The following is a 20232-nucleotide window of genomic DNA, read 5'->3' on the forward strand; positions in this document are numbered from 1 at the left end:
GGGATGTAATATGAAGAAGGAAAAAGTGTTTTCCGTATTGGGTTCAGCCGTATTAGCAAGTTCGTTGTTTATGCCTTACAACGCAAGCGCCATGAAAGTGACAGGTCCAATCGCTTCAACAAATGTTTTGGAAAGCCACGAACATGAACAATTGTATGATGCGCGGAATGTGCTGAATGGTGTCATCCCCACAGGCGAACAATTGCTTGCGGCAAATAACTTAATCGATTCCATTGGAAGCGGTGCCAAAGTTCAGTGGAACAAGATGTTTGGAACTCCTTCGTCCATCTTCAAAGATAAAGGCTATTTAACGGCTCCCGCTTCAGGATCAGCGGAAACGATTGCGCGCGGCTGGTTAAAATCGAATGCAGAAGTATTCGGATTAACGGCGAAGGACATCGACTCGCTGCAGGTTATTCGAAATTATAAAATGCCTGGAACAGGGCTGCAGCCCGTTACGTTCCAGCAATCATTTGACGGGATCGAGTCGATTTTCGGCGGCCGTGTAATTGTGTCTGTCAATAAAAATGGACAGATTTTATCGGTCACGGGCAATCTGTCGAAAGCAGCATCCTTTACCAATGATTTTGCTTTATCCGAAGCGGATGCATTGAAGAAAGTCGTCTCTTTGGAGCAGCCGAGTTTGTCGTATACGCCAAAAACATTGAAGCAAGCAAATGGCTGGCAAGTGTTTGACGGAGCGGATGTTCTGCCAACGAAGCAATACGTGAAAAAAGCCGTGTTTGCCAAAGGTGATGAAATCCGGCCGGTCTACCGCGTTCTGTACATTGAGGAACTTCAAGAAGGTGCGGAAGTCATCATCGATGCAAAAACGGGGGAACGGCTATACGAACGTTCGCTTGTCCAGCACTTGAATCCGGAAGGTGCGGTATTTGAAAACTATCCGAATGCAAGCAAAGGCGGCGCCTTGGTCAATAAATCATTTAAAGGGGACGCGGCCGCTTCACCGAACGGCTGGCTGCTGCCGACAAGTGAACTGGGCGTCACGACATTCGGGAACAATGCGAGTTCGTTTGCAAATTGGAGCAACTTCCTTGCACCAGCCGACCAAGCGATTCGGCCAGTCAATCCATTAGGGCAATTTAAATACCCATTCCTGAATGCTTGGCAAAAATCCAAAGGGCAAACGCTGCCGCCTTCCTACGCGCAAGATGCAAACAGCGCAACGACCAACTTGTTTTACCATCATAATTTATTCCATGATTATTTCTATAAGCTCGGATGGGTTGAAGGCGCAGGCAATCTTCAAACAACGAACTTTGGAAAAGGCGGATCGGATGGCGATGCCATTATGGGATTGGTTCAAGCAGGGGCGCTTTCCGGAGGGGAACCGACGTATACAGGCCGCGATAACGCCTATATGCTAACCCTTCCAGACGGACTTCCAGCATGGAGCGGCATGTTCCTCTGGGAGCCGATTGCAGGTGCATTTGAAGGCGAATACGCAGACGGAGATTACGATGCGGGGATTATCTACCATGAATATTCCCACGCATTGTCAACTCGCTTGGTTGCTGGCGGAGAAGCACTTGGCAGCCACCAAGCAGGCTCGATGGGTGAGGCATGGGGCGACTGGTTCGCGATGCATTACCTGATCAAAAATGGCTTGCAGGACAAAGCCGTTGTGGGTGCTTATGTAACAGGGAACGAAGAACGCGGAATTCGCAGCTGGGCGCTGGAAGACAGCCCGTTGCAATACGGCGATGTCGGCTTTGATATCATCGGCCCTGAAGTGCACGCAGACGGTGAGATTTGGGCAGCGATCCTTTGGAAAGTAAGAGAAGACCTGCTCGCGTCGCTTGGCAAAGAAGCGGGTGAAAAAGTAGTGGAGCAATTGGTCATTGACGCGATGCCGATTTCGGCGCCGAATCCGTCGATGGTGGATATGAGAGACGCCATCCTTGCAGCCGATACGGAACGGTTCGGCGGCAAACATTACGACGTGCTGTGGTCCGCATTTGCGAGTCGCGGCTTAGGGACGGAGGCAGCTTCAGATGGCGGAAACGATACGGATCCGACGCCTGGCTACAACCACCCTACGCAAGAGAAAAACGGTTTATTTGCCGGAAAAATCATCAATGCCAGCACCAACAAACCGGTTGAAGATGTTCGCATCATCGTCGGCGAGTATGAAGCGCGCACAAGTGCCGTCCGTACAACAGCGGAAAAAGGTGCATTTGGCGTCCCAATGCTTGCTGGCACTTACGACATCACGATTCAGGCAAAAGGCTTTGGTTCACGCACGCTGAAAGATGTCCAAGTGGCGGCAGGGGAAAACAAAGCCTTTAAGATTTCATTGGAGCCGAACGTTGCTTCTTCTTTTAATGGTGCAAGCATTGCGAATGTGTCGAGTGAGTCAGACAGCAATCCGGTGAAAATGGCTATTGATGATACAGAAGCGAGCGTCTATGCATCTGAGTTACAGGAAGAAGGCTTTACAGGAGCTGAATTCGTGGTCGATTTAGCAACGGATCAGCCAGTAGAAATCTCTACGGTAAATGTCAGTGCGTTTAAAGACATTTCCAAAGGGCGATTCGCTACGCTCAAAGACTTTACGGTACTTTCTTCAGTCGATGGAGAAAACTGGACAGAGATTGTCGACAGTGAATTCACTGCCGCCAAACCTCGCCCGGCATCACCTGACTTGCATTACAAAGAGTATGAGTTGGCCGCACCGGTCCAAGCGAAATACCTTAAACTGGTTGCAGAAAATGCACAAAATAATGCTTCTGGCTATATCCAAGTTGCTGAACTTCAAGCATTCGGACCAGGCCGAACGAAAATCGAACCCCTTGTCCTGGAGCCCGAAGAGCCGTTTGTTGCTGCAGGTACAGTGGCAGCGGGCAATGCTGGAACCGGCATTGGCAGTTTAGCCGGAGTTAGCGCGACGCTTGCGGTTACAGAAAATGAATTTGTGGCAACACAAAATCCAACGCCAAGCACACAAGGCGTCGACGGTTACGTTGTTTCCCTGCCTTCACCATACGGAGATGGGATTCATACGTTCAACCTGACAGGTTCATCGGAAAGCGCCTTTGACTACGATGTGTACTTCTACAATAAAAACTTTGAAGTCATCGGGTCGGTAGCCACTTCAGGTGCTGACGAAACGGGAGTCATTCCTGGCGGCACTGCTTATGTCTATGTTGGATTGTACAGTGGTGCGAACGTACCTTTCACATTTACAGCAGTCAGCCCATATTAAGGCAAGTTCAGAAAAGCCCCTTCAAATCAAGATTTTGAAGGGGCTTTTTATTTTACGCATATTCATAAAGTCTAGGAGAGTTGTGGTGTGCCGTAGGAGCGGAAGATTTCATGCAAGGAATCATAAAAGCGAGTTTTTGTGCGAAAAGGTTTTCCGAAATCTTCATCGAATAATTAGAGATAAAGGAGAGGGTGAAGATGGACACGGTCATTGCAATTGAAAAATTATCGAAACGGTATAAAGACGTGCAGGCTGTGGAAGATCTTTCGCTGGAATTGAAGAAGGGAGAGATTTACGGGTTCATCGGGCTGAATGGCTCTGGGAAAACGACCACCATCCGCATGATGCTTGGCATGATCAAGCCGACTGAAGGGTCGTGTAGGCTATTCGGAAAAAAAATCAGGCTCTCGAATTATAAGGTGTGGGAAAAGGTCGGCTATCTGGTGGAGACGCCTTATGCCTACCCGGAACTGACGGTTGAAGAGAACCTGGATTTATTCCGCCGTTTGCGTCAGATTAAAGAACCTGGCGCCGTCAATCGAATCATCGGCGAGCTGCAATTGGTCCCATATGCGAAACGGAAAGCCAAGCATCTGTCACTTGGAAATGCACAGCGCCTCGGGATTGCCAAAGCGCTGCTGCACCAGCCGGAAATTCTTATTTTGGACGAGCCGGTAAACGGCCTCGATCCTGCAGGCATTGTGGAGGTCCGAAAATTGCTGCGGGACTTGGCTGCCAATAAAGGCGTAAGCATTTTTCTGTCGAGCCACCTGCTCAGCGAAGTGGTGCTGATTGCTGATAAAATCGGCATCATTCACCACGGCCGCTTGGTCGAACAGTTTGAAACGGACAATTTGAATAGCCTGATCGAACGGAAGCTGCTTGCTGATACACGGCACAATAGCGCTGCGGCCATTGCTCTGGCGGAACAGGGGATTTCATGCCGTGTGAATCCGGACGGGCTCATTGAAATCGGAGAAAAAACCTTGCTTGACCAGCCGGAGATTGTGTCGGGCAAGCTCGTGGAACTGGGATTTCCGCCTGTATATTTGAGTGTCGAAGTGGAATCGCTGGAAGCCTATTTTTTGAGAGTTATCCAAAGGGAAGGAGGGTAACCAATGGGCTATTTCATAGCGGCGCTGCAAGCGGAAAGCATAAAAATCAGGAAGTCGAAAATGGTTTGGATTACACTAGCGATCTTTACAGTAGCGCCGTTAATGGGAGGATTTTTCATGTTTGTACTGAAAGATCCGGAGCTTGCCCGAACGACCGGGCTGCTCGGAGACAAAGCGCAGATTCTGGGAGAAGCGACATGGCCAGCATATTTCAGCTTGCTCGCCCAAATCATTGCGGTCGGCGGACTGATCGTTTTCGGCTTTGTCACCAGCTGGGTGTTCGGCAGGGAATACGCCGATCGGACGATCAAAGATCTGCTGGCCTTGCCGGTTCGACGAAGCTTTATCGTCCTTGCCAAGTTTATCGCCATTTTTTTAACGTGTTTGCTGTTAAGTTTGTATGTCATTGTCGTTGGCGGTTTGATAGGCATGTTCGTCGGCTTGCCAGAGTGGTCCGCGGCAGCAGCCAGGGAAGGCGTTTACCTCCTAGCCGCAACTACTTTATTGACCTTGGCGTTAAGCCCGCCAGTCGCCTTTTTTGCGTGTTTCGGCAAAGGGTTTTTAGCGCCAATCGGCTTTGTCATTTTTATGGTGGTCATCGCGCAGATCATTGCAGCCATCGGCTACGGCGCTTATTTTCCGTGGACGGTTCCGGCACTTTTTAGCGGCATGGCGGGAACAGGAGGCTTGGAATGGATCAGTTTTATCCTTGTCCTTCTGATGGCTATTGCCGGTTTTGCAGCAACGGTGGCCTGGTGGCTTTTTGCCGATCAGCAATGAATAAGAGAGGTTTGCGGCGCGTCCTACATGAAGAGGCGCCGTCCACGCAAGAGGCAATCAGCTATCAAATGCCTTAGGATAAGGGGAGAGGAGGGAGTTTCCTATGAAGCAACCTAAAATCCATATTCCCAAAACCCGATTTGAAACCGTTTTTGATGCAGTCGGCATCACTTTTTACATACTGGCTCTTATTTATTTGGCTGCCCAATTTGGGAACCTGCCAGATCGGGTACCCGGCCATTTTAATGCTGCTGGGGAAGCGGATCGATGGGGCAGTAAAATGGAGCTGATTATCTTGCCGAGTGTAGGTGGAGGGCTTTGGTTTCTTATCACGGTACTGGAGAAATATCCGCATATATTCAACTATCTTAATTTGAGAGCGGACAATATAGAGAGGCAATATAAAAATGGCAGATTGATGCTGAATGTCCTTAAAAATGAAATAGTGCTGTTTTTTAGCATGCTCACTTATTTAACGATTCAAATAGCACGAGGAGCGGCAGAAGGTTTAGGCGGAGCATTTCTTCCGGTTTATCTATTGGTGATCCTAGGCTCGATGTTCGTGTTTATGTTCAGGATGTTGAGAATGTAAAGGGGGGAAACTTCTTTTTGGCGCGTCCTAGGAAAATGAATATGAAAAGAGAAAATCAGTGGAAGAAGTTCCTCCATAAATTTTAGACAGGCTAGTTGTATATCTATGGCTGCCCCCAATTAAAACAAGCTAATAAAGCGGGCTGCTCAATAATGGAGAGCGGCCCGTTATTTTTGAATGCTTTTGGCAGGATGTGTAAAATGGAAATCATACATGATTGGCAATTCAGAAATTGAAGGAGAGGCGATGCAAAATGAGTTCAGAAACAATGAAGACATTCGGGTTTTACCAACCGGGTTCAAAAGAGGAAGCAATGGACTTTAAACTGGTGGAGCAGGATAAGCCGACACCGACGGGACGCGATCTTCTCGTTGAAGTAAAAGCGATATCCATTAACCCGTCGGATCTTCGGACGCGCGACGGAAAAAAGGAAGACGATGAGTCCCTAACTGTCGTTGGCCGTGATGTAGCAGGCGTGGTTGTGGCAACAGGGGAAGGATGTTCACTGTTTAAAGCAGGGGACGAAGTATTTTACGCCGGTACCAGCAATCGGCCAGGCGGCCAAAGTGAATTTCATTTGGTGGATGAACGGATCGTAGGGAGAAAGCCAAAAAGCCTTGGTTTTCCTCAAGCAGCGGCATTGCCCTTGACCAGCATTACCGCCTACGAAGCGCTTTTTGAGCGTCTGGGTATCTCAAAAGACGCAACGGAGAATGCAGGCAAGACGATCTTGATCATCGGAGCAGCGGGAGGCGTGGGTTCCATTGCTGTACAAATCGCCAAACTGGCCGGCCTGACGGTAATCGGCACCGCTTCCCGTCCCGAGACAATCGATTGGGCCAAAGACCGTGGGGCGGATCACACCATCAATCATCATGAAGCATTTGGGCCTCAGCTGGAAAGTTTGGGCATAGGGGGCGTGCAATACATCTTCTGCCTGACTAATGTGGATGACCATATGGCCGAAATGGCAAAAGTGATTTTGCCTCAAGGGAAAATCTGCTCGATTCTGCCGGCATTCAAGCCGCTCGACATGGCGCTGTTTGGCAAAAGTGTCACTTTCGCCTATGAGCTCATGTACACCCGCTCTCTTTTCCAGACGGCGGACATGGTGCAGCAGCATCTTCTGCTGAACAAATTGGCGGATTGGGTGGATGAAGGAAAAATCCGTTCGACCATGACCCAACACTTTACCCCGATTTCTGTGGAGAATTTAAAAAGAGCATACGCCCATCTTCTGACAAGCAAGACGATCGGCAAGATCGTGCTGGAAGGGCCTTTCGAATAACCTTATCTAACCGCCGTTCCGGAAAAGGAATGGCGGTTAAATAAGGTAGTAAATTGAAGGCAGAAGGAGCTCTGATGAATTTAATGAAACGGAGTCCAGGTTCATATACATCTCTGCAAATGCCTAAATTTCTGCATGAATTGTTTGGAAAGAGAACCACAAAGGTTGAATTGACCATTGTTTTACTCTGTTGCCTCGTTCTCTCATCTTTATTGTTAGTACATACCTATAACGAATGGTATGAGCTTACGGTTTGGAAAAAGATATTACTAATCATTTTAACAGCAGACATCACCGGTGGAGTTGTAGCCAATGTGACGAAAGCTACAAATGAATATTATCAAGCAAATCAGAGAGCCAGATTAATTTTTATAGCAATACATGTCCAACCCCTGCTATTAGGATGGCTGCTTGGCAATTTTCTATTGGCTGTAATCGTGTGGGTTTTAACTATAACGGCTGCATTGATCATTACAAAACTTAAAGGAAAAGGGATTCAGCGCACTGCTGGAATGGCAATGGCTCTAATAGGAACTTGTTTCTTACTTGTAATAGCTGAATCTCATTTCGCTTTAAATACGCTGCTTGCCTTATATGTTATAAAGCTTGTTTTTAGCTTTGCAGTTAACCACGACGCTGATTAAAAGGAGCAGTGTTATGAAACTGGGCCAACCAGCAGCGCTTAGCAACAGGGAGGCCTTGGCACATAAAAACCTGAAGAGCGATGGGTTTGGAAATCACTACAATACAATTTATCATGCATCTATTCGCCGCTCAAAGGGAGCTGACTTTCCTTTGGGCGGCGTTTTGTTTTACTCATGCTTATGAACGGTTTGAGAAGGGAGGGGTTCCCAGGGAATGGAAAAATTACGATGGACAAAAAAATCTATTCTAAAGGAATCGGGCAGAGACAATCTGAATGATAAGCAGCACTGTCACTGCCCGCAAAATAGGTTTTACATAATCCGGCTTCAGCTTCTCAGCGATGCGCACACCGGTCTGAGCACCTGTCACGGAACCCAATAAGAGCGCGATTGTCAGCGGCCAAATGATGTCGCCGGCTGCAATATAGGTGACGGCGGCACCGAAGCAGCTGGAGAAAGTCGCGAGACGCACAAAGCCGACGGCGCGTATATAGGCGATGTTCAAGGAACTGAACAAAAAGAGCATCAGCGTTCCTTGGCCGGGGCCGAAAAGCCCGTCATAAATGCCAATGCTGTATAAGCCCGCAATGCTTTTCTTGCTCATTTTCAGCGGACCTTTCCCGGCAAAGCCCTTTTTCCCGATAAACGAAGTGATAAAAGCGAATACCAGCAGGACGCTGACGACGACATACATATGCTCCTCGGGAATGTTCGATGCAATTAAACCGCCGGTCACGCCGCCCAGGAGGCTGACCGGAACGATCCAAACGGATTCTTTCAAGGTGATTTTCTTTTTCTTGATAAGGTAAAAGAAACTCGAAAACGAACTAAAAGTATTGGAAACTTTGCTGGCGCCGATTGCGGAATGGACCGGCATCCCCAGCAACAGCATAGCAGGCAAGCTGATCAACCCGCCGCCTCCCGCAAGCGTTCCCAGCGTTGTTGCGCAAAGGCCGATAAAAAACATCATGATAAATTCCATGCCTGTCACCTCTTTTCATTTTCACTATAACGCTATTAATAGCATAAATAAATTCAATGTATTTTATACAAGTCCATAAGGAAAACCAATCACCTATCTGGTTATTTTCTTCTATAGAAAAAGGGAGGCTTGGATTTTACAAAATTTCAGTCCATTCTAAATCAATCCCAACATAAAAAATCCCAATAATCCTTAAGTTTTTTCAATTTTTATGCATTTTAGAGGGGAAATGCGGTAGCATTAAGAGTGAACTGTAAATTTAGGCTAAAGGGGGAGTTAGAAGTTGAAAGGAATTATACGTTTTTCCAATAATTTAATGGAACGATTTTTACCGGATCCGTTTTTATTCGTCATCATCTTGACCTTGGTGGTTTTCGGAATGGGCTTAGGATTGACGGGTTCGTCACCAGTTGAAATGGTGTCGTTTTGGGGTGAAGGATTCTGGGCGCTGTTAGCGTTCTCGATGCAAATGGTACTTGTGCTGGTTACCGGATTCGTGTTGGCCAGCAGCCCGATTTTCAAAAAGGGGCTAGGCAAACTTGCGAGTTTTGCAAAGACGCCAGGCAGCGCGATTATCTGGGTCACATTGGTTTCTCTAGCAGCAAGCTGGATCAACTGGGGATTCGGGTTGGTTATTGGTGCGTTGTTCGCGAAAGAATTGGCGAAACGCGTTGAGCATGTCGATTATCGCCTGCTAATTGCAAGCGCTTACTCAGGATTCCTGATTTGGCATGCCGGATTCTCGGGTTCGATTCCGCTGTCGATTGCGACAGACGGCCATCCATTCATGGAGCAAATCGGCATTATCCCAACAAGTGAAACGATTTTTGCCAGCTATAACCTGATTATCGTTGCGGCATTAGTCATCATTCTTCCATTATTAAACCGTTTGATGATGCCGAAAAAAGAAGAGACCGTTGTTGTGGATCCGAAAGTGCTTATGGAACCAGAAGTTGAGGAACAAAAAGCTAATGCTGATATGACACCGGCAGAGCGCTTGGAAAACAGCTGGATCTTGTCTGCTATCATCGGAGTACTCGGTATTTCATTCGTTGCTTATTATTTCATTCAAAATGGTTTTGCGCTAACGCTCGACTTGGTTAACTTCATGTTCTTGTTCCTCGGGATTTTATTCCACGGGACGCCTCGGAAGTATTTGATCGCGGTACAAGAAGCGGTCAAAGGAGCAGGCGGCATCATCATCCAATTCCCGTTTTATGCGGGAATCATGGGGATGATGACGGCGTCCGGTTTGGCAGCTGTCTTATCGGATGCGTTCGTTAGCATCTCAACGGCAGAGACGTTCCCGCTTTTCGCATTTTTAAGTGCAGGGCTCGTCAACTTCTTCGTCCCTTCAGGTGGCGGACAATGGGCCGTGCAAGGACCGATCATGCTTGAAGCTGCGGAAATGCTCGGCAGCGATACAGCGAAAGTTGCAATGGCGGTTGCATGGGGAGATGCCTGGACGAATATGATTCAGCCTTTCTGGGCATTGCCGGCACTGGCAATTGCAGGGCTTAAAGCGAAAGACATCATGGGCTTTTGTTTGATCGTGTTGTTTGTCAGTGGCGTTGTGATTGGGCTTGGGTTGTTGTTATTGTAAATGAAAGCTAAAAACGGCCTTGCCCAATGAATGGGCAAGGCCGTTTTTATTTTGATGAGTAAAGTGTTCCGAGGAGGAGAATTTCTTGAATCGGAATTCCTTAACGCTAACCCTAAAAGAAATTTTCATTGCCCTCTAACGAGCCTGGCTTGATAGAGAATTTGTTCTGTCTGCAACATTTTTCCGGAGTAATTTTTTCGTCTTGAAATAACTGAAGAAATAACAGCCGGTGATCACCAGGGCACTCCCAAGAACTTGGATGCCAGACATTTTTTCGCCCAATAAAATGAAGGCCAAAACGGCTGTGAATATCGGGTTGAAATTGAGGAACAGCCCCGATGTCGTCGCGCCCAATTTCTGGACGCCGAGATTCCAAAGGACAAAACAAACCACTGTGGAAATTAGCCCCGTATATAAAATAGAATAGATAAATGAAGGATTAATATTAGTCACTGTAAAGTCAGCGAAATTGAATGGCAGTAGGACAGCAATGCCGAATACGCCGGAATACAGAGTGGCCATCATCGGCGAAACTGAGGCCATTGCCCATCTGCCGCAGACAGAATAGATGCCCCAACTGCAAACCGCAGCCAGCATAAATAAATCGCCTTTATTGAATTGCATAGACAAAAGCAAATCGCTGCTTCCTTTTGACAATACGAGAATCACGCCGAAAAGTGAAAGGGCCATCGCGGCTTTCTGCAGCGGCTGGATTTTTTCTTTCAGCAAAATGGCTGAAAAGATGGCGATGGAAATCATGTTCAGTGTAGAGATCAGCCCGATGTTCGTAGCTGACGTGTGGTTCAGCGCGATGAATTGCAGAATGTTGAACAGCACGACGCCGGTAATACCCATAAGAAATAATGGGACAAGCGCTTTGCGCGGAGGCAGGATCTTTTTCTCAGTCGCCCATACCATGGGAATCAAGAAAAGCACCGCAATCATCCACCGCAGGCTGGTCAAAGTCATGGGAGAAGCATGGCCCACCAGCCATTTCCCAACGACAAAATTCCCTGCCCACATTAAGCTTACCAATAGCAATAATAAAAAATACAAATAACGCATAACGGCTCCTTTCCGTGCTTTATCTTCAGAACATGTCAGCGGATTGTTTGAATTAGTTATTAATAACTTTAACATTTTAAGGTATAATTATGAGTATTATTCGGTGAAACAAAGGAAATTCAGAATAATTTAAAGAAAAATCTATTTCTAGGAAATTTTATTCGGTTTTCATTATTGATTGTAGCCTTGGACAAAAACATTAAAAGGGGTGGGCACGTTGGAAAAGGTCGTAAGCAAAGTTTTGGATGGTGTGGATGTCCGGATTTTGGATATTCTGCAAAAGCAAGCGGAGTTGAGCCATACTGAAATAGCGAAGCGGGTGAACTTATCGTCCCCAGCTATTCATACAAGAATAAAGCGTCTCGAAAACGAAGGCTATATCAATCAGCAAGTCGCGATTTTAAACCCAGAAAAGCTGGGATTCGATTTATTGTGTTTTATCTTCATCACTACGGATCTCCATCAGGCAGAGGAATTGGATAAATTGGAACAGGCGTTGAAAAAAATGCCGGAAGTGTTGGAATGCCAATGCATCACCGGGGAATATGATTATCTGCTAAAGGTCGCCAACCGAAACCGCCAGGATTTGCAGCTGTTTATTCGGAAGTTGAACAAACTGGGCATTAGTAAAATCCAGACCAACTTGGCGCTGCGGGAAGTCAAATATTCGACTGTGCTGCCGATTGGGAAAGCAATAGAAAATAACGGGGGTGCAAGATGAAAGAGTTGCAGGCATTTACAAAACAATACCAGCAGGAAATGGGCTGGAGCATCAATGGAAACAGTTTTCCTGAAAGCCGGGCATCGCTGTTGAATAGTTATATGCTGCTGACGACGGAAGTCGCCGAGGTGGCTGAGGAATTGCGCAAAGCCTTCAATCTGACGCAGCGCTACGTGGAAGAAGGAATGGACGAAGGAGAAGCATTTCGACTGGCATCCCAAATGGTCAAGGAAGATATAGGGAAAGAGCTTGCCGACTGCCTCGCCTATATGATGAAGTTCGCCAATTTTTTTGAAATCGAGATGGAAGATAGTTTTTATGCAAAGATGGAAGAAGTGAAAAATCGCAAGAATAAAGATGCTGTCCGGAGAGAAATCCGGACGTGATTAGAATAAAATAGATTCTTATCAAGGCACTTGTTTCCGCGTGAAACTGACTGCCAAGGAAAAAAGAAAGAACGAGGTATGTGCGCCTTGTTCTTTCTTTTTTTGTAGCAGCTTTTATCCGTTTTCGCCATTCGTGGCGCCTGTTGCATCGCAATTCTACGAAGTGGTGCTTTTATGCTTACGAATTGTGATGCTCCTTAAAACATCCTAAAGGACTAAAACCCAAGAGGCGGGGAATACCTATAAAAAAGAGATTGAATCCATGGGAGGAACGCATCTTGGATAAAATACTGATTGTCGTGACAAATCACGCCGCACTCGGGACAAGAGGCAAAAAAACAGGGTTATGGCTTCGGGAGTTAACGGATTTTTATCATGAAATAAAGGATGATTTTGATATCGATATCGTCAGCACGTCAAAACATCGGGTGCCTCTTGACCCGAGAAGTGTCATGGCGGTGCTGACGGATAAAAAAACCCGTGCCTATTACATGAATGACGAGATGATGGACCGGTTGAAAAAGCCGCTTGTGCCTGAGGAAGTGGATGCCGATGATTACGCAGCCATTTATTTTGCTGGCGGGCATGGCACGATGTGGGATTTTCCGGACAACAAAGGACTGCAGGAATTGACCCGAAAGATTTATGAAAATGGCGGCATTGTTTCAGCGGTCTGCCACGGCCAGAGCGCTTTGCCGAATGTCCGTCTGGCTGACGGCAGGTATCTATTGGCCGGCCATGTCGTAACCGGGTTTTCAAACCGGGAAGAAAAAATGATGCGGCTGTTTAAAGATATTCCCTTTTCACTTGAAGAAAAGCTGCGGGAGCGGGGAGCTTTGTATAAACAGGCAGCTGTGCCGTTATCGCAATGTGTGGTCCTGTCTGGCCGGCTGATCACGGGGCAAAATCCGGCTTCGGCCAAAGGGGTCGCGTTAAAATTGAAGGAACAATGGCAATGGATGAAGAATGAGTGGAAACTGAAAAGTGTTGATTAATGGAGCTGGCCATCCTTTGGATAGGGTGGCTTTTTAGCCTAGAACATAAGGAGGGGAAGAGCCTGTGTCGTTTATTCGAAAGGTAGTCACTGAAAATGCGCCATATTATGTGGATCAACAGGAAACCGTCAGTGTGGTCCGGGATTTGTTCGGGGAACATTTCACCGACATCGAACGGTTGCTGCGGGTGTTTGGCAACGGCGAGATTGAAGGGCGTTATATTGCCGCGCCGCTAGATTGGTTTAAAAAAGAGCGCGGGCTTGAAGAACGAAACCGCTTGTATGTGGAAGAAGCCGTTCGCATGGGCAGCCGTGCCGTTAAGCGCTGTTTGGCGGAATCGGATGTAGGCAAGGAAGAAATCGATGCGTTTTTCTTTGTGTCGAGTTCCGGCATGGCCACGCCGACAATTGATGTCCGCATCATGAACGAGCTGCGGATGCCGACCCATATCAAACGCATGCCGTTGTGGGGGCTCGGCTGTGCCGGGGGCGCTTCAGGCATCAGCCGCGCACATGATTATTGCAAGGCCTATCCCGATGCCAAAGTGCTCGTGCTGTGCCTGGAATTATGCAGCTTGACGTTTCAGCGCTCGGATTTATCGAAAAGCAATTTAATCGGAACGTCGTTGTTCGCTGACGGCGCGGCCTGCGCTTTGGTGACGGGCGTGAATGTGCAAGCACCGCATGCCGGTTTTCATATAAAAGATAGCCAATCGACGCTCATGCCGGATTCAGAGGACGTCATGGGCTGGGACGTGAAAGATGAAGGGTTGCAAGTTGTCTTTTCGCGGGATATCCCGAAAATTATTGAAAAATGGCTAAAGCCGAACGTCGACTTGTTTTTGGGCAAGCTGGGGAAAACGCCGGAAGACATCATCCATTTCATCGCCCATCCCGGAGGCAAGAAAGTGCTGGCCGCCTACGAAACATCGCTAAGCATGTCCACGGACAAAACGGAGATCTCAAGAAGGGTCCTTGCCCAGTATGGCAATATGTCTTCTCCGACTGTGTTGTACGTGTTAAAAGACTTCATGGAAAAACAGCCGGAAAGCGGGGAAGAAGGGCTGCTCACTGCCCTTGGCCCTGGTTTCAGTTCCGAGATGGTTTGGCTTGAGTGGGGAGAAACAGCGCAATGACGTTCTTTTACCTATTAGTTGGATTTGTAATTTTACAGCGGCTGCTGGAAGTGGCTTATGCGCGGTCAAACGAGCGTTTGATGAAGCAGCAAGGGGCGATTGAAGCCGGAGCAGGACATTATAAATGGATTGTCCTGCTGCATGTGTTGTTTTTCGTTTCCTTGATCGTGGAAGTGGAGATATGGGAACCAAGTTACGGACGCGGCTGGCTGTTTTTCCTCGTAGTCTTTATCGTCGCCCAAATTCTTCGCGTCTGGGCTTTGGCTTCATTGGGGCGTTTCTGGAACACCAAAATCTTGGTGCTGCCTGGGGTCAAGAAAGTGAATAGCGGGCCGTACCGTTGGATTCCGCATCCCAATTATATTGTCGTGGCAATGGAAATTGCGGCGCTGCCTCTGATTTTCGGGGCATGGCGCACCGCGATTGTTTTTTCAATCGCCAACGCACTGCTGCTTCTTCTCGTGCGGATTCCTGCGGAAGAAAAGGCTTTGCGTGAATTAGAGGATTGAGAGTTGTAACTTAATCATGAAAAACGCCAACGTTGAAATCAATCGATTTCAACGTTGGCGTTTCTTCTTTAACGGGAAGAGAATCAGGCGTGTTCTTTTTTTTAAAAAACTAATCCAGGATAATCGCCTTGCCCTGGTCACGCAGCGCTTTTAAAGAGCCAAGCATATGATTGATTTCTTCCTCGGAATGCCGTTCCCAGGCGCCCAATTCCGCAACTATCTTCAAAGGCGACTTGGACCGGTAAGAGCGCGTCGGGTTTCCGGGAAACCGTTTGTCGGTCAAGTTCGGATCATTCTCGAAATCGCTCTGGGGTTCGACGATGTAAATGCGTTCTTTGGCATCGGATGCAGCTAATTCAGCACCCCATTTAGCCGCTTCTAAGGTTGCCGTGAAGTAGATATAATTCGATTTTTTGTCCTGGTAATTGGAGAGGTTCTGAGCTTCCAAAAAATCGCCGATCTTCAATTGGGCTTTTGTGCCGTGGAAGAAAGGGCCTTGATCTAAGACATCTTTTTTGTCATTCATACGGATCTGCCTCCTGTGTTATGGGTGTAGTACCAGTATAGTGAAGGGATTTCGGGAAAAGTAGACTGCAAATTATTTTTTATTCGGGGTATAATGGAGGTAGAGAGAACGATTTATCTATTATGAAAGCCTGATTTCCCTTTTATTGACCGGGGGAATCAGGCTTTTTTGCGTTTAAGAAAGTCTTTGATCCAACTTCCATCGTTTATCCAATTTCACAGCGGGTAGATAATTGTATGTGTTTTTATTAAAAAAATTCAAAAGAGGTGTTCATCCATGAAACACGATGTGACGATAGAGAACAAACTTGGCCTGGGCACGGCGCCGCTGGGCAATATGTTCCGGGACGTTCCTGAAAAGGAAGCGATGGAGACAATCCAGACAGCGTGGGACGAAGGGATCCGGTATTTTGATACGGCGCCGTTTTATGGTGCGGGATTGGCTGAAAGTCGGCTAGGCGAAATCTTGTCTTCGTATAAGTGCGATGACTATTTGCTGAGTTCGAAAGTCGGCCGGATCGTGCTTGACGAAGAAGAGGAAAAAGAAGGGCTGTTTGCGTATGGCCGTAAGAATAAAATTCTGACGGATTATACCGAAGATGGCACGCTCAAGTCGATTGAAGACAGCCTGAAGCGCCTGAAAATGGACCGCCTGGATATGGTCTTTGTCCATGATATTTCACCGGACTTTTTGGGAGATGAATGGATTACGAAGTTCGTTGAAGCGCGCAATGGTGCCTTTAAAGTCTTGGACCGGCTCCGGGATGAAGGGGTAATTAAAGCATGGGGGCTTGGCGTTAACACGACGACGCCGATTGAAGTGGCGCTTGAGCTCGAACAGGCACATCCGGATTTGAGCTTGTCTGCGACACAATATACGCTTCTTCAGCACGAACGAGCCCTTGAACGCATGATGCCGCTGGCACTAGAGAAAGACGGCGGACTCGTAATCGGTTCAGCGTTCAACTCGGGTGCCTTATTGGGCGGAGACTTTTTCGATTACAAAGAAATCACGCCGGAAATCAAAAGGAAAGTGGAGCAGTTCACTCATGTTGCGCGCAATCATGGTGTGAACTTGAAAGATGCAGCGCTCCAGTTTTCAACCGCGCACCCTGCGGTGAAAGCCGTCGTGACTGGTTCGACACGGCCTGACCGCATCAAAGAAGATTTGGAGGCAATGACTGCAACGATTCCGGCTGCTTTTTGGCAAGAGCTCGTGGAGAATGGTCTCATTTCTTCCAAGGCTATTTTGCCAAGAAAGTAAGCTTTTATGGGAATTAGGTGGGAAAAATTTCCGTTTTTAATATCAGAACCAAAGTTATTCTACTTAAATCGTCGCTCAAAGGAATTCAACTTTCCTTTGAGCGGCTTTTTGTTTTATTCATGCTTTTGAATTGTTTGAGAATTGTGGTGCTTCCAGCGATCGGAACTCTTAAATGCGAAACCGCTAAAATCATATGGCTTTAATTACATGTGTTTTAAAAAGCAATCACTGGAATTTTATCAAGTGCTTGCTTTTCAGTGCCTATTACCTTATTTATGTTAAAAATAGGTAAAACATAAAATTAAAATGAAATTATTGTTAAATATTAATACTAAATTAATAAAACAGATATACAATAATAGAGGGCTTGAATAGCCTTGGGAAAATGGAAAAGGGGTTGGGAAGATGAGGAATACAGCACGGCTTTCAATGGTTTTTGCACTTATTATTTCTTTTATGGCACCTGGTATTGAAACAGGGCAAACAGCACACGCAGCAACGACAAGCACGATAGCCATTAACGAAATTGCCTGGATGGGTACAAGCTACAGCTACAATAGCGAATGGATTGAATTACATAATACGACGAATTCAGTGGTAGATGTGAACGGATGGACTTTGCGCGCCACTGATAACAGCCCCGCAATCAGCCTCTCCGGCACTATTGCGGCAGGCGGCTATTATTTATTGGAAAGAACCAGTGACAGCTCCGTCGCAGGGATTGCTGCTGACCTGATTTATACAGGCTCTCTGGAAAATAACGATGAGGCACTTGAACTGAGAGATTCTGCCGGTGCTTTAATAGACAGTGCAGATGCTTGGTATGCAGGAGATAATATATCAAAGGCAACAATGGAAAGAGTCGATCCGCTTGTGGCCGGCACTGAAGCCACTAACTGGGTTGATTCTGCCAAAACTTACGATGGAGGAAACGGCACTCCGCGTGCAGTTAACTCAAAAGTGAAAGGCTGCACCGATAAAACGGAACAGTTGAATAACGTTTCGGAAGCGGAAGGTGCAATTAATGTGTACTTTAACAAATGTGCCGATACTACATACGCAAGTTCAGGAAATGAAGCAAACTATAACGTGAATCTGGAAACCCGGCTGATCAACCGCCTGAATCAGGCGACGACAAGCATCGATTTTGCAACATACGAAATCAATCTGCCAGGCATTGTGGATGCGTTGATCGCAAAAGCGGCTGAAGGCATTGATGTGCGTGTCATCGCGGATGCCAAAGATGCAACCGATCCGAATTATGCGGAGCGTTTCAAAACGATGCGGCTGCAAGTGGAAAAAATGGTAAGGGGACAGGATGGAAAAGTTGGAACAGCGGATGATATTTATGTATTCTCTGATTCTCCAATGTTTGCTGTAGAAGACAGTGCAGCAAGAGCGGACTTCGGCTTGCCTGCCACACCGGAAGATTTCCCGCTTCAAACCGTGGCAGTGGGAAGCGGTGACGTATCCGGCCATTTGTTTGTGGAAGCTGAAGAAAAAAGCACCGATGCCTACTATAGCCCCGGAACACAAATGCACAACAAATTTGCAGTCATTGATGACCGCTGGGTATTTACAGGAAGCTGGAACTTCACAGTAACCGGCTTGTACGGCACTGAAACCAATATGGAACAAGGCGTTTTAGACGGCAACCAGCAGCATGTAGTCGAAATCAATTGGCCTGTAATGGCTGATGTCTTCGAAGTTGAATTTAATGAAATGTGGGGCAGTTCTGCCCTATCGCCTGACATAGCCGCTGCGAACTTCAACACCCGAAAAATTGATAATACGACACACCAAGTCGACGTGAACGGAAAAATCGTTGAAATTTACTTTTCTGCAGGTGATGATGCAGTCGGTAAAATGAGAGAACTTGTTAAAACATCAGCCGATGTAAATACTTACTTCACCATTTTTGCCTGGAGCGATCAGGGTCTGGTCGATGAATTGAAAAATTTATGGGAAGGGTCTTATAATGACCTGGAAGGCACGTTAACGGGCTTTGATATTAAAGGGGTATTTGATCAAAGTTTCTGGAACCAATGGTGGTCTGCAAGTGTGGATATGACGGGCCGCACCGCTTCACAGGTCAGCGAAGACAATCCGAATACCCGCTGGGCCAATCCTGCACCCGTTTACCAGGCCAATGAGTCCCGCAAACTTCACAGCAAAACGATGTTGATCGATGCTGACACAAACAGTGACCCGACTGTTATTGTAGGATCCACAAACTGGAGCAATAACGGCAATAACATCAATGACGAAAACCTGCTGTTTATCCATGACGCAGCCATTACAAACCAATTTTTGCAGGAGTTTAACGTCAGATACGCACTGGCTGGCGGAGCAGTAAACTAGGTCCAATGCCGCGTCCCCGGTGCTGAAACCATGCTGCAGAATGCTGAATAAGCAACGCCGTTCAAAGAAAGCCATCTTTTCTTTGAACGGTTTTTTTCATGCGGTCATCGCTGTATTAAAATGGAAACTACCTATATTTAGGCGTTCTTGTATGATACCCTTTACTAAATGAAAATCGGGTTGAGTCCGGAGGAGCGGAACAAACAGTTTCTGTGAAATGACTATTTTATTCATCTGAGGAGTGAGGGTTTGACTGGCTTATTCAATTTAAAAGATAAAGTTGCCGTAGTGACAGGCGGTTCAAGAGGCATTGGAAAGGGAATTGCGGTTGGACTAGCGGAGGCGGGAGCAAACATAGCGATCATTCAGCGTTCAGACAATGAAGAAACAAAAAAAGAGATTGAAGCGCTGGGTGTGAAATGTGAGATTTTCAAATGTGATCTCACGAATTTGAACGATGTCCGCGTGATCCTGCCTATAATTAATGAACAAATGGGGTCAGTTGATATTCTGGTGAACAACGCTGGAATTCAAAAACGGCATTCTGCAGTCGATTTTCCTGAAGAGGATTGGGATGCGGTGATCGACGTGAATTTAAAAGCTGTCTGGATCCTTTGTCAGGAAGCTGGAAAGATTATGACGCAACAAGGGAGCGGGAAAATTATTAACATCGCTTCCTTACTATCTTTCCAAGGTGGGGTATTCGTACCAGCGTATGCGGCGGCCAAAGGTGCAGTTGGACAATTAACGAAAGCATTAGCTAATGAATGGTCATCGCTGGGTATCAATGTCAATGCGATTGTGCCGGGTTACATCGCTACTGAAATGAATACAGCATTGATGAATGATCCTGTACGCAGCAAACAAATTTTGGACAGAATTCCAGCAGGGCGCTGGGGAAATCCAGACGACTTCAAAGGAGCAGCGGTATTTTTAGCTTCTTCAGCTGCCGATTACGTACATGGGCATTTGCTGGCCATAGATGGCGGATGGTTGGGAAGATAAGAGGAGTAATCACAACAAGTTTGAAACGCGTCCCTG

General features: G+C 46.9%; 18 protein-coding genes. 15 read left to right on the forward strand and 3 right to left on the reverse strand.

All coding sequences use genetic code 11. The annotated features are described in order from the left end of the window. Nucleotides 1-10: 10 nt before the first annotated feature. From AC4EHJ_RS11890 to AC4EHJ_RS11915, 6 genes are all read left to right on the forward strand, one after another. Nucleotides 11-3226, forward strand: a complete 3216-nt coding sequence (locus AC4EHJ_RS11890) for a M36 family metallopeptidase (RefSeq protein WP_490975838.1) — start codon at nucleotides 11-13, stop codon at nucleotides 3224-3226. Between the two features lie 197 nt (nucleotides 3227-3423). Continuing rightward, entirely contained in the window at nucleotides 3424-4341 is a 918-nt protein-coding gene (locus AC4EHJ_RS11895; RefSeq protein ID WP_490975839.1) for an ABC transporter ATP-binding protein, read from the forward strand. A 3-nt stretch (nucleotides 4342-4344) separates the two neighbouring features. Further along, complete coding sequence (locus AC4EHJ_RS11900; protein ID WP_490975840.1) at nucleotides 4345-5121, forward strand: ABC transporter permease; 777 nt, start codon at nucleotides 4345-4347, stop codon at nucleotides 5119-5121. Between the two features lie 103 nt (nucleotides 5122-5224). Further along, nucleotides 5225-5713: a DUF1648 domain-containing protein gene (locus AC4EHJ_RS11905; protein ID WP_490975841.1), complete on the forward strand. Its 489-nt coding sequence runs from the start codon at nucleotides 5225-5227 to the stop codon at nucleotides 5711-5713. A gap of 253 nt (nucleotides 5714-5966) precedes the next feature. After that, nucleotides 5967-7001, forward strand: coding sequence for a zinc-binding alcohol dehydrogenase family protein (locus AC4EHJ_RS11910; protein WP_490975842.1), 1035 nt, complete (start codon nucleotides 5967-5969; stop codon nucleotides 6999-7001). A gap of 74 nt (nucleotides 7002-7075) precedes the next feature. Beyond that, entirely contained in the window at nucleotides 7076-7645 is a 570-nt protein-coding gene (locus tag AC4EHJ_RS11915; protein ID WP_490975843.1) for a hypothetical protein, read from the forward strand. A gap of 247 nt (nucleotides 7646-7892) precedes the next feature. Here AC4EHJ_RS11915 and AC4EHJ_RS11920 read toward each other — a convergent pair whose 3' ends face one another. Beyond that, nucleotides 7893-8627, reverse strand: coding sequence for a sulfite exporter TauE/SafE family protein (locus tag AC4EHJ_RS11920; RefSeq protein ID WP_490975844.1), 735 nt, complete (start codon nucleotides 8625-8627; stop codon nucleotides 7893-7895). A gap of 283 nt (nucleotides 8628-8910) precedes the next feature. Here AC4EHJ_RS11920 and AC4EHJ_RS11925 point away from each other — a divergent pair, with 283 nt between their 5' ends. Then, a complete protein-coding gene (locus tag AC4EHJ_RS11925) occupies nucleotides 8911-10230 on the forward strand; it encodes a short-chain fatty acid transporter (RefSeq protein WP_490975845.1) in 1320 nt (439 codons plus the stop codon). 135 nt (nucleotides 10231-10365) lie between these two features. Here the strand turns inward: AC4EHJ_RS11925 and AC4EHJ_RS11930 are convergent, their stop codons facing one another. Beyond that, the gene (locus AC4EHJ_RS11930) at nucleotides 10366-11295 is read right to left on the reverse strand and encodes a DMT family transporter (protein WP_490975846.1); all 930 of its coding nucleotides are present in this window, start codon (nucleotides 11293-11295) and stop codon (nucleotides 10366-10368) included. 217 nt (nucleotides 11296-11512) lie between these two features. On the opposite strand from AC4EHJ_RS11930, the gene AC4EHJ_RS11935 reads away from it, so the two are divergent. The 5 genes from AC4EHJ_RS11935 to AC4EHJ_RS11955 all read left to right on the forward strand — a co-directional run bounded on the left by AC4EHJ_RS11935 (nucleotide 11513) and on the right by AC4EHJ_RS11955 (nucleotide 15041). Then, the gene (locus AC4EHJ_RS11935; protein WP_490975847.1) at nucleotides 11513-12016 is read left to right on the forward strand and encodes an Lrp/AsnC family transcriptional regulator; all 504 of its coding nucleotides are present in this window, start codon (nucleotides 11513-11515) and stop codon (nucleotides 12014-12016) included. After that, complete coding sequence (locus AC4EHJ_RS11940) at nucleotides 12013-12402, forward strand: MazG nucleotide pyrophosphohydrolase domain-containing protein (RefSeq protein WP_490975848.1); 390 nt, start codon at nucleotides 12013-12015, stop codon at nucleotides 12400-12402. The genes AC4EHJ_RS11935 and AC4EHJ_RS11940 overlap by 4 nt, the downstream gene beginning before the upstream one ends. A gap of 278 nt (nucleotides 12403-12680) precedes the next feature. Then, the gene (locus tag AC4EHJ_RS11945; RefSeq protein ID WP_490975849.1) at nucleotides 12681-13397 is read left to right on the forward strand and encodes a type 1 glutamine amidotransferase domain-containing protein; all 717 of its coding nucleotides are present in this window, start codon (nucleotides 12681-12683) and stop codon (nucleotides 13395-13397) included. A 64-nt stretch (nucleotides 13398-13461) separates the two neighbouring features. After that, nucleotides 13462-14532 carry a type III polyketide synthase gene (locus tag AC4EHJ_RS11950; protein ID WP_490975850.1) on the forward strand — a complete coding sequence of 357 codons (1071 nt, stop codon included), beginning with the start codon at nucleotides 13462-13464 and terminating at the stop codon, nucleotides 14530-14532. Next, nucleotides 14529-15041: an isoprenylcysteine carboxyl methyltransferase family protein gene (locus AC4EHJ_RS11955; RefSeq protein ID WP_490975851.1), complete on the forward strand. Its 513-nt coding sequence runs from the start codon at nucleotides 14529-14531 to the stop codon at nucleotides 15039-15041. The genes AC4EHJ_RS11950 and AC4EHJ_RS11955 overlap by 4 nt, the downstream gene beginning before the upstream one ends. Nucleotides 15042-15150: 109 nt before the next feature. On the opposite strand, the gene arr is transcribed toward AC4EHJ_RS11955, so the two are convergent. Then, nucleotides 15151-15567 carry an NAD(+)--rifampin ADP-ribosyltransferase gene (gene arr, locus AC4EHJ_RS11960; RefSeq protein WP_490975852.1) on the reverse strand — a complete coding sequence of 139 codons (417 nt, stop codon included), beginning with the start codon at nucleotides 15565-15567 and terminating at the stop codon, nucleotides 15151-15153. Nucleotides 15568-15843: 276 nt separating this feature from the next. Here arr and AC4EHJ_RS11965 point away from each other — a divergent pair, with 276 nt between their 5' ends. The 3 genes from AC4EHJ_RS11965 to kduD all read left to right on the forward strand — a co-directional run bounded on the left by AC4EHJ_RS11965 (nucleotide 15844) and on the right by kduD (nucleotide 20196). Continuing rightward, nucleotides 15844-16830, forward strand: a complete 987-nt coding sequence (locus AC4EHJ_RS11965; protein WP_490975853.1) for an aldo/keto reductase — start codon at nucleotides 15844-15846, stop codon at nucleotides 16828-16830. A gap of 405 nt (nucleotides 16831-17235) precedes the next feature. After that, nucleotides 17236-19191 (forward strand): phospholipase D-like domain-containing protein, encoded by a 1956-nt coding sequence (locus AC4EHJ_RS11970; RefSeq protein WP_490975854.1) that lies wholly within the window; start codon nucleotides 17236-17238, stop codon nucleotides 19189-19191. A gap of 249 nt (nucleotides 19192-19440) precedes the next feature. Next, a complete protein-coding gene (kduD, locus tag AC4EHJ_RS11975; RefSeq protein WP_490975855.1) occupies nucleotides 19441-20196 on the forward strand; it encodes a 2-dehydro-3-deoxy-D-gluconate 5-dehydrogenase KduD in 756 nt (251 codons plus the stop codon). The last annotated feature ends 36 nt before the right edge of the window (nucleotides 20197-20232 follow it).

It is taken from the genome of Planococcus sp. TJ-301 (assembly GCF_058268475.1).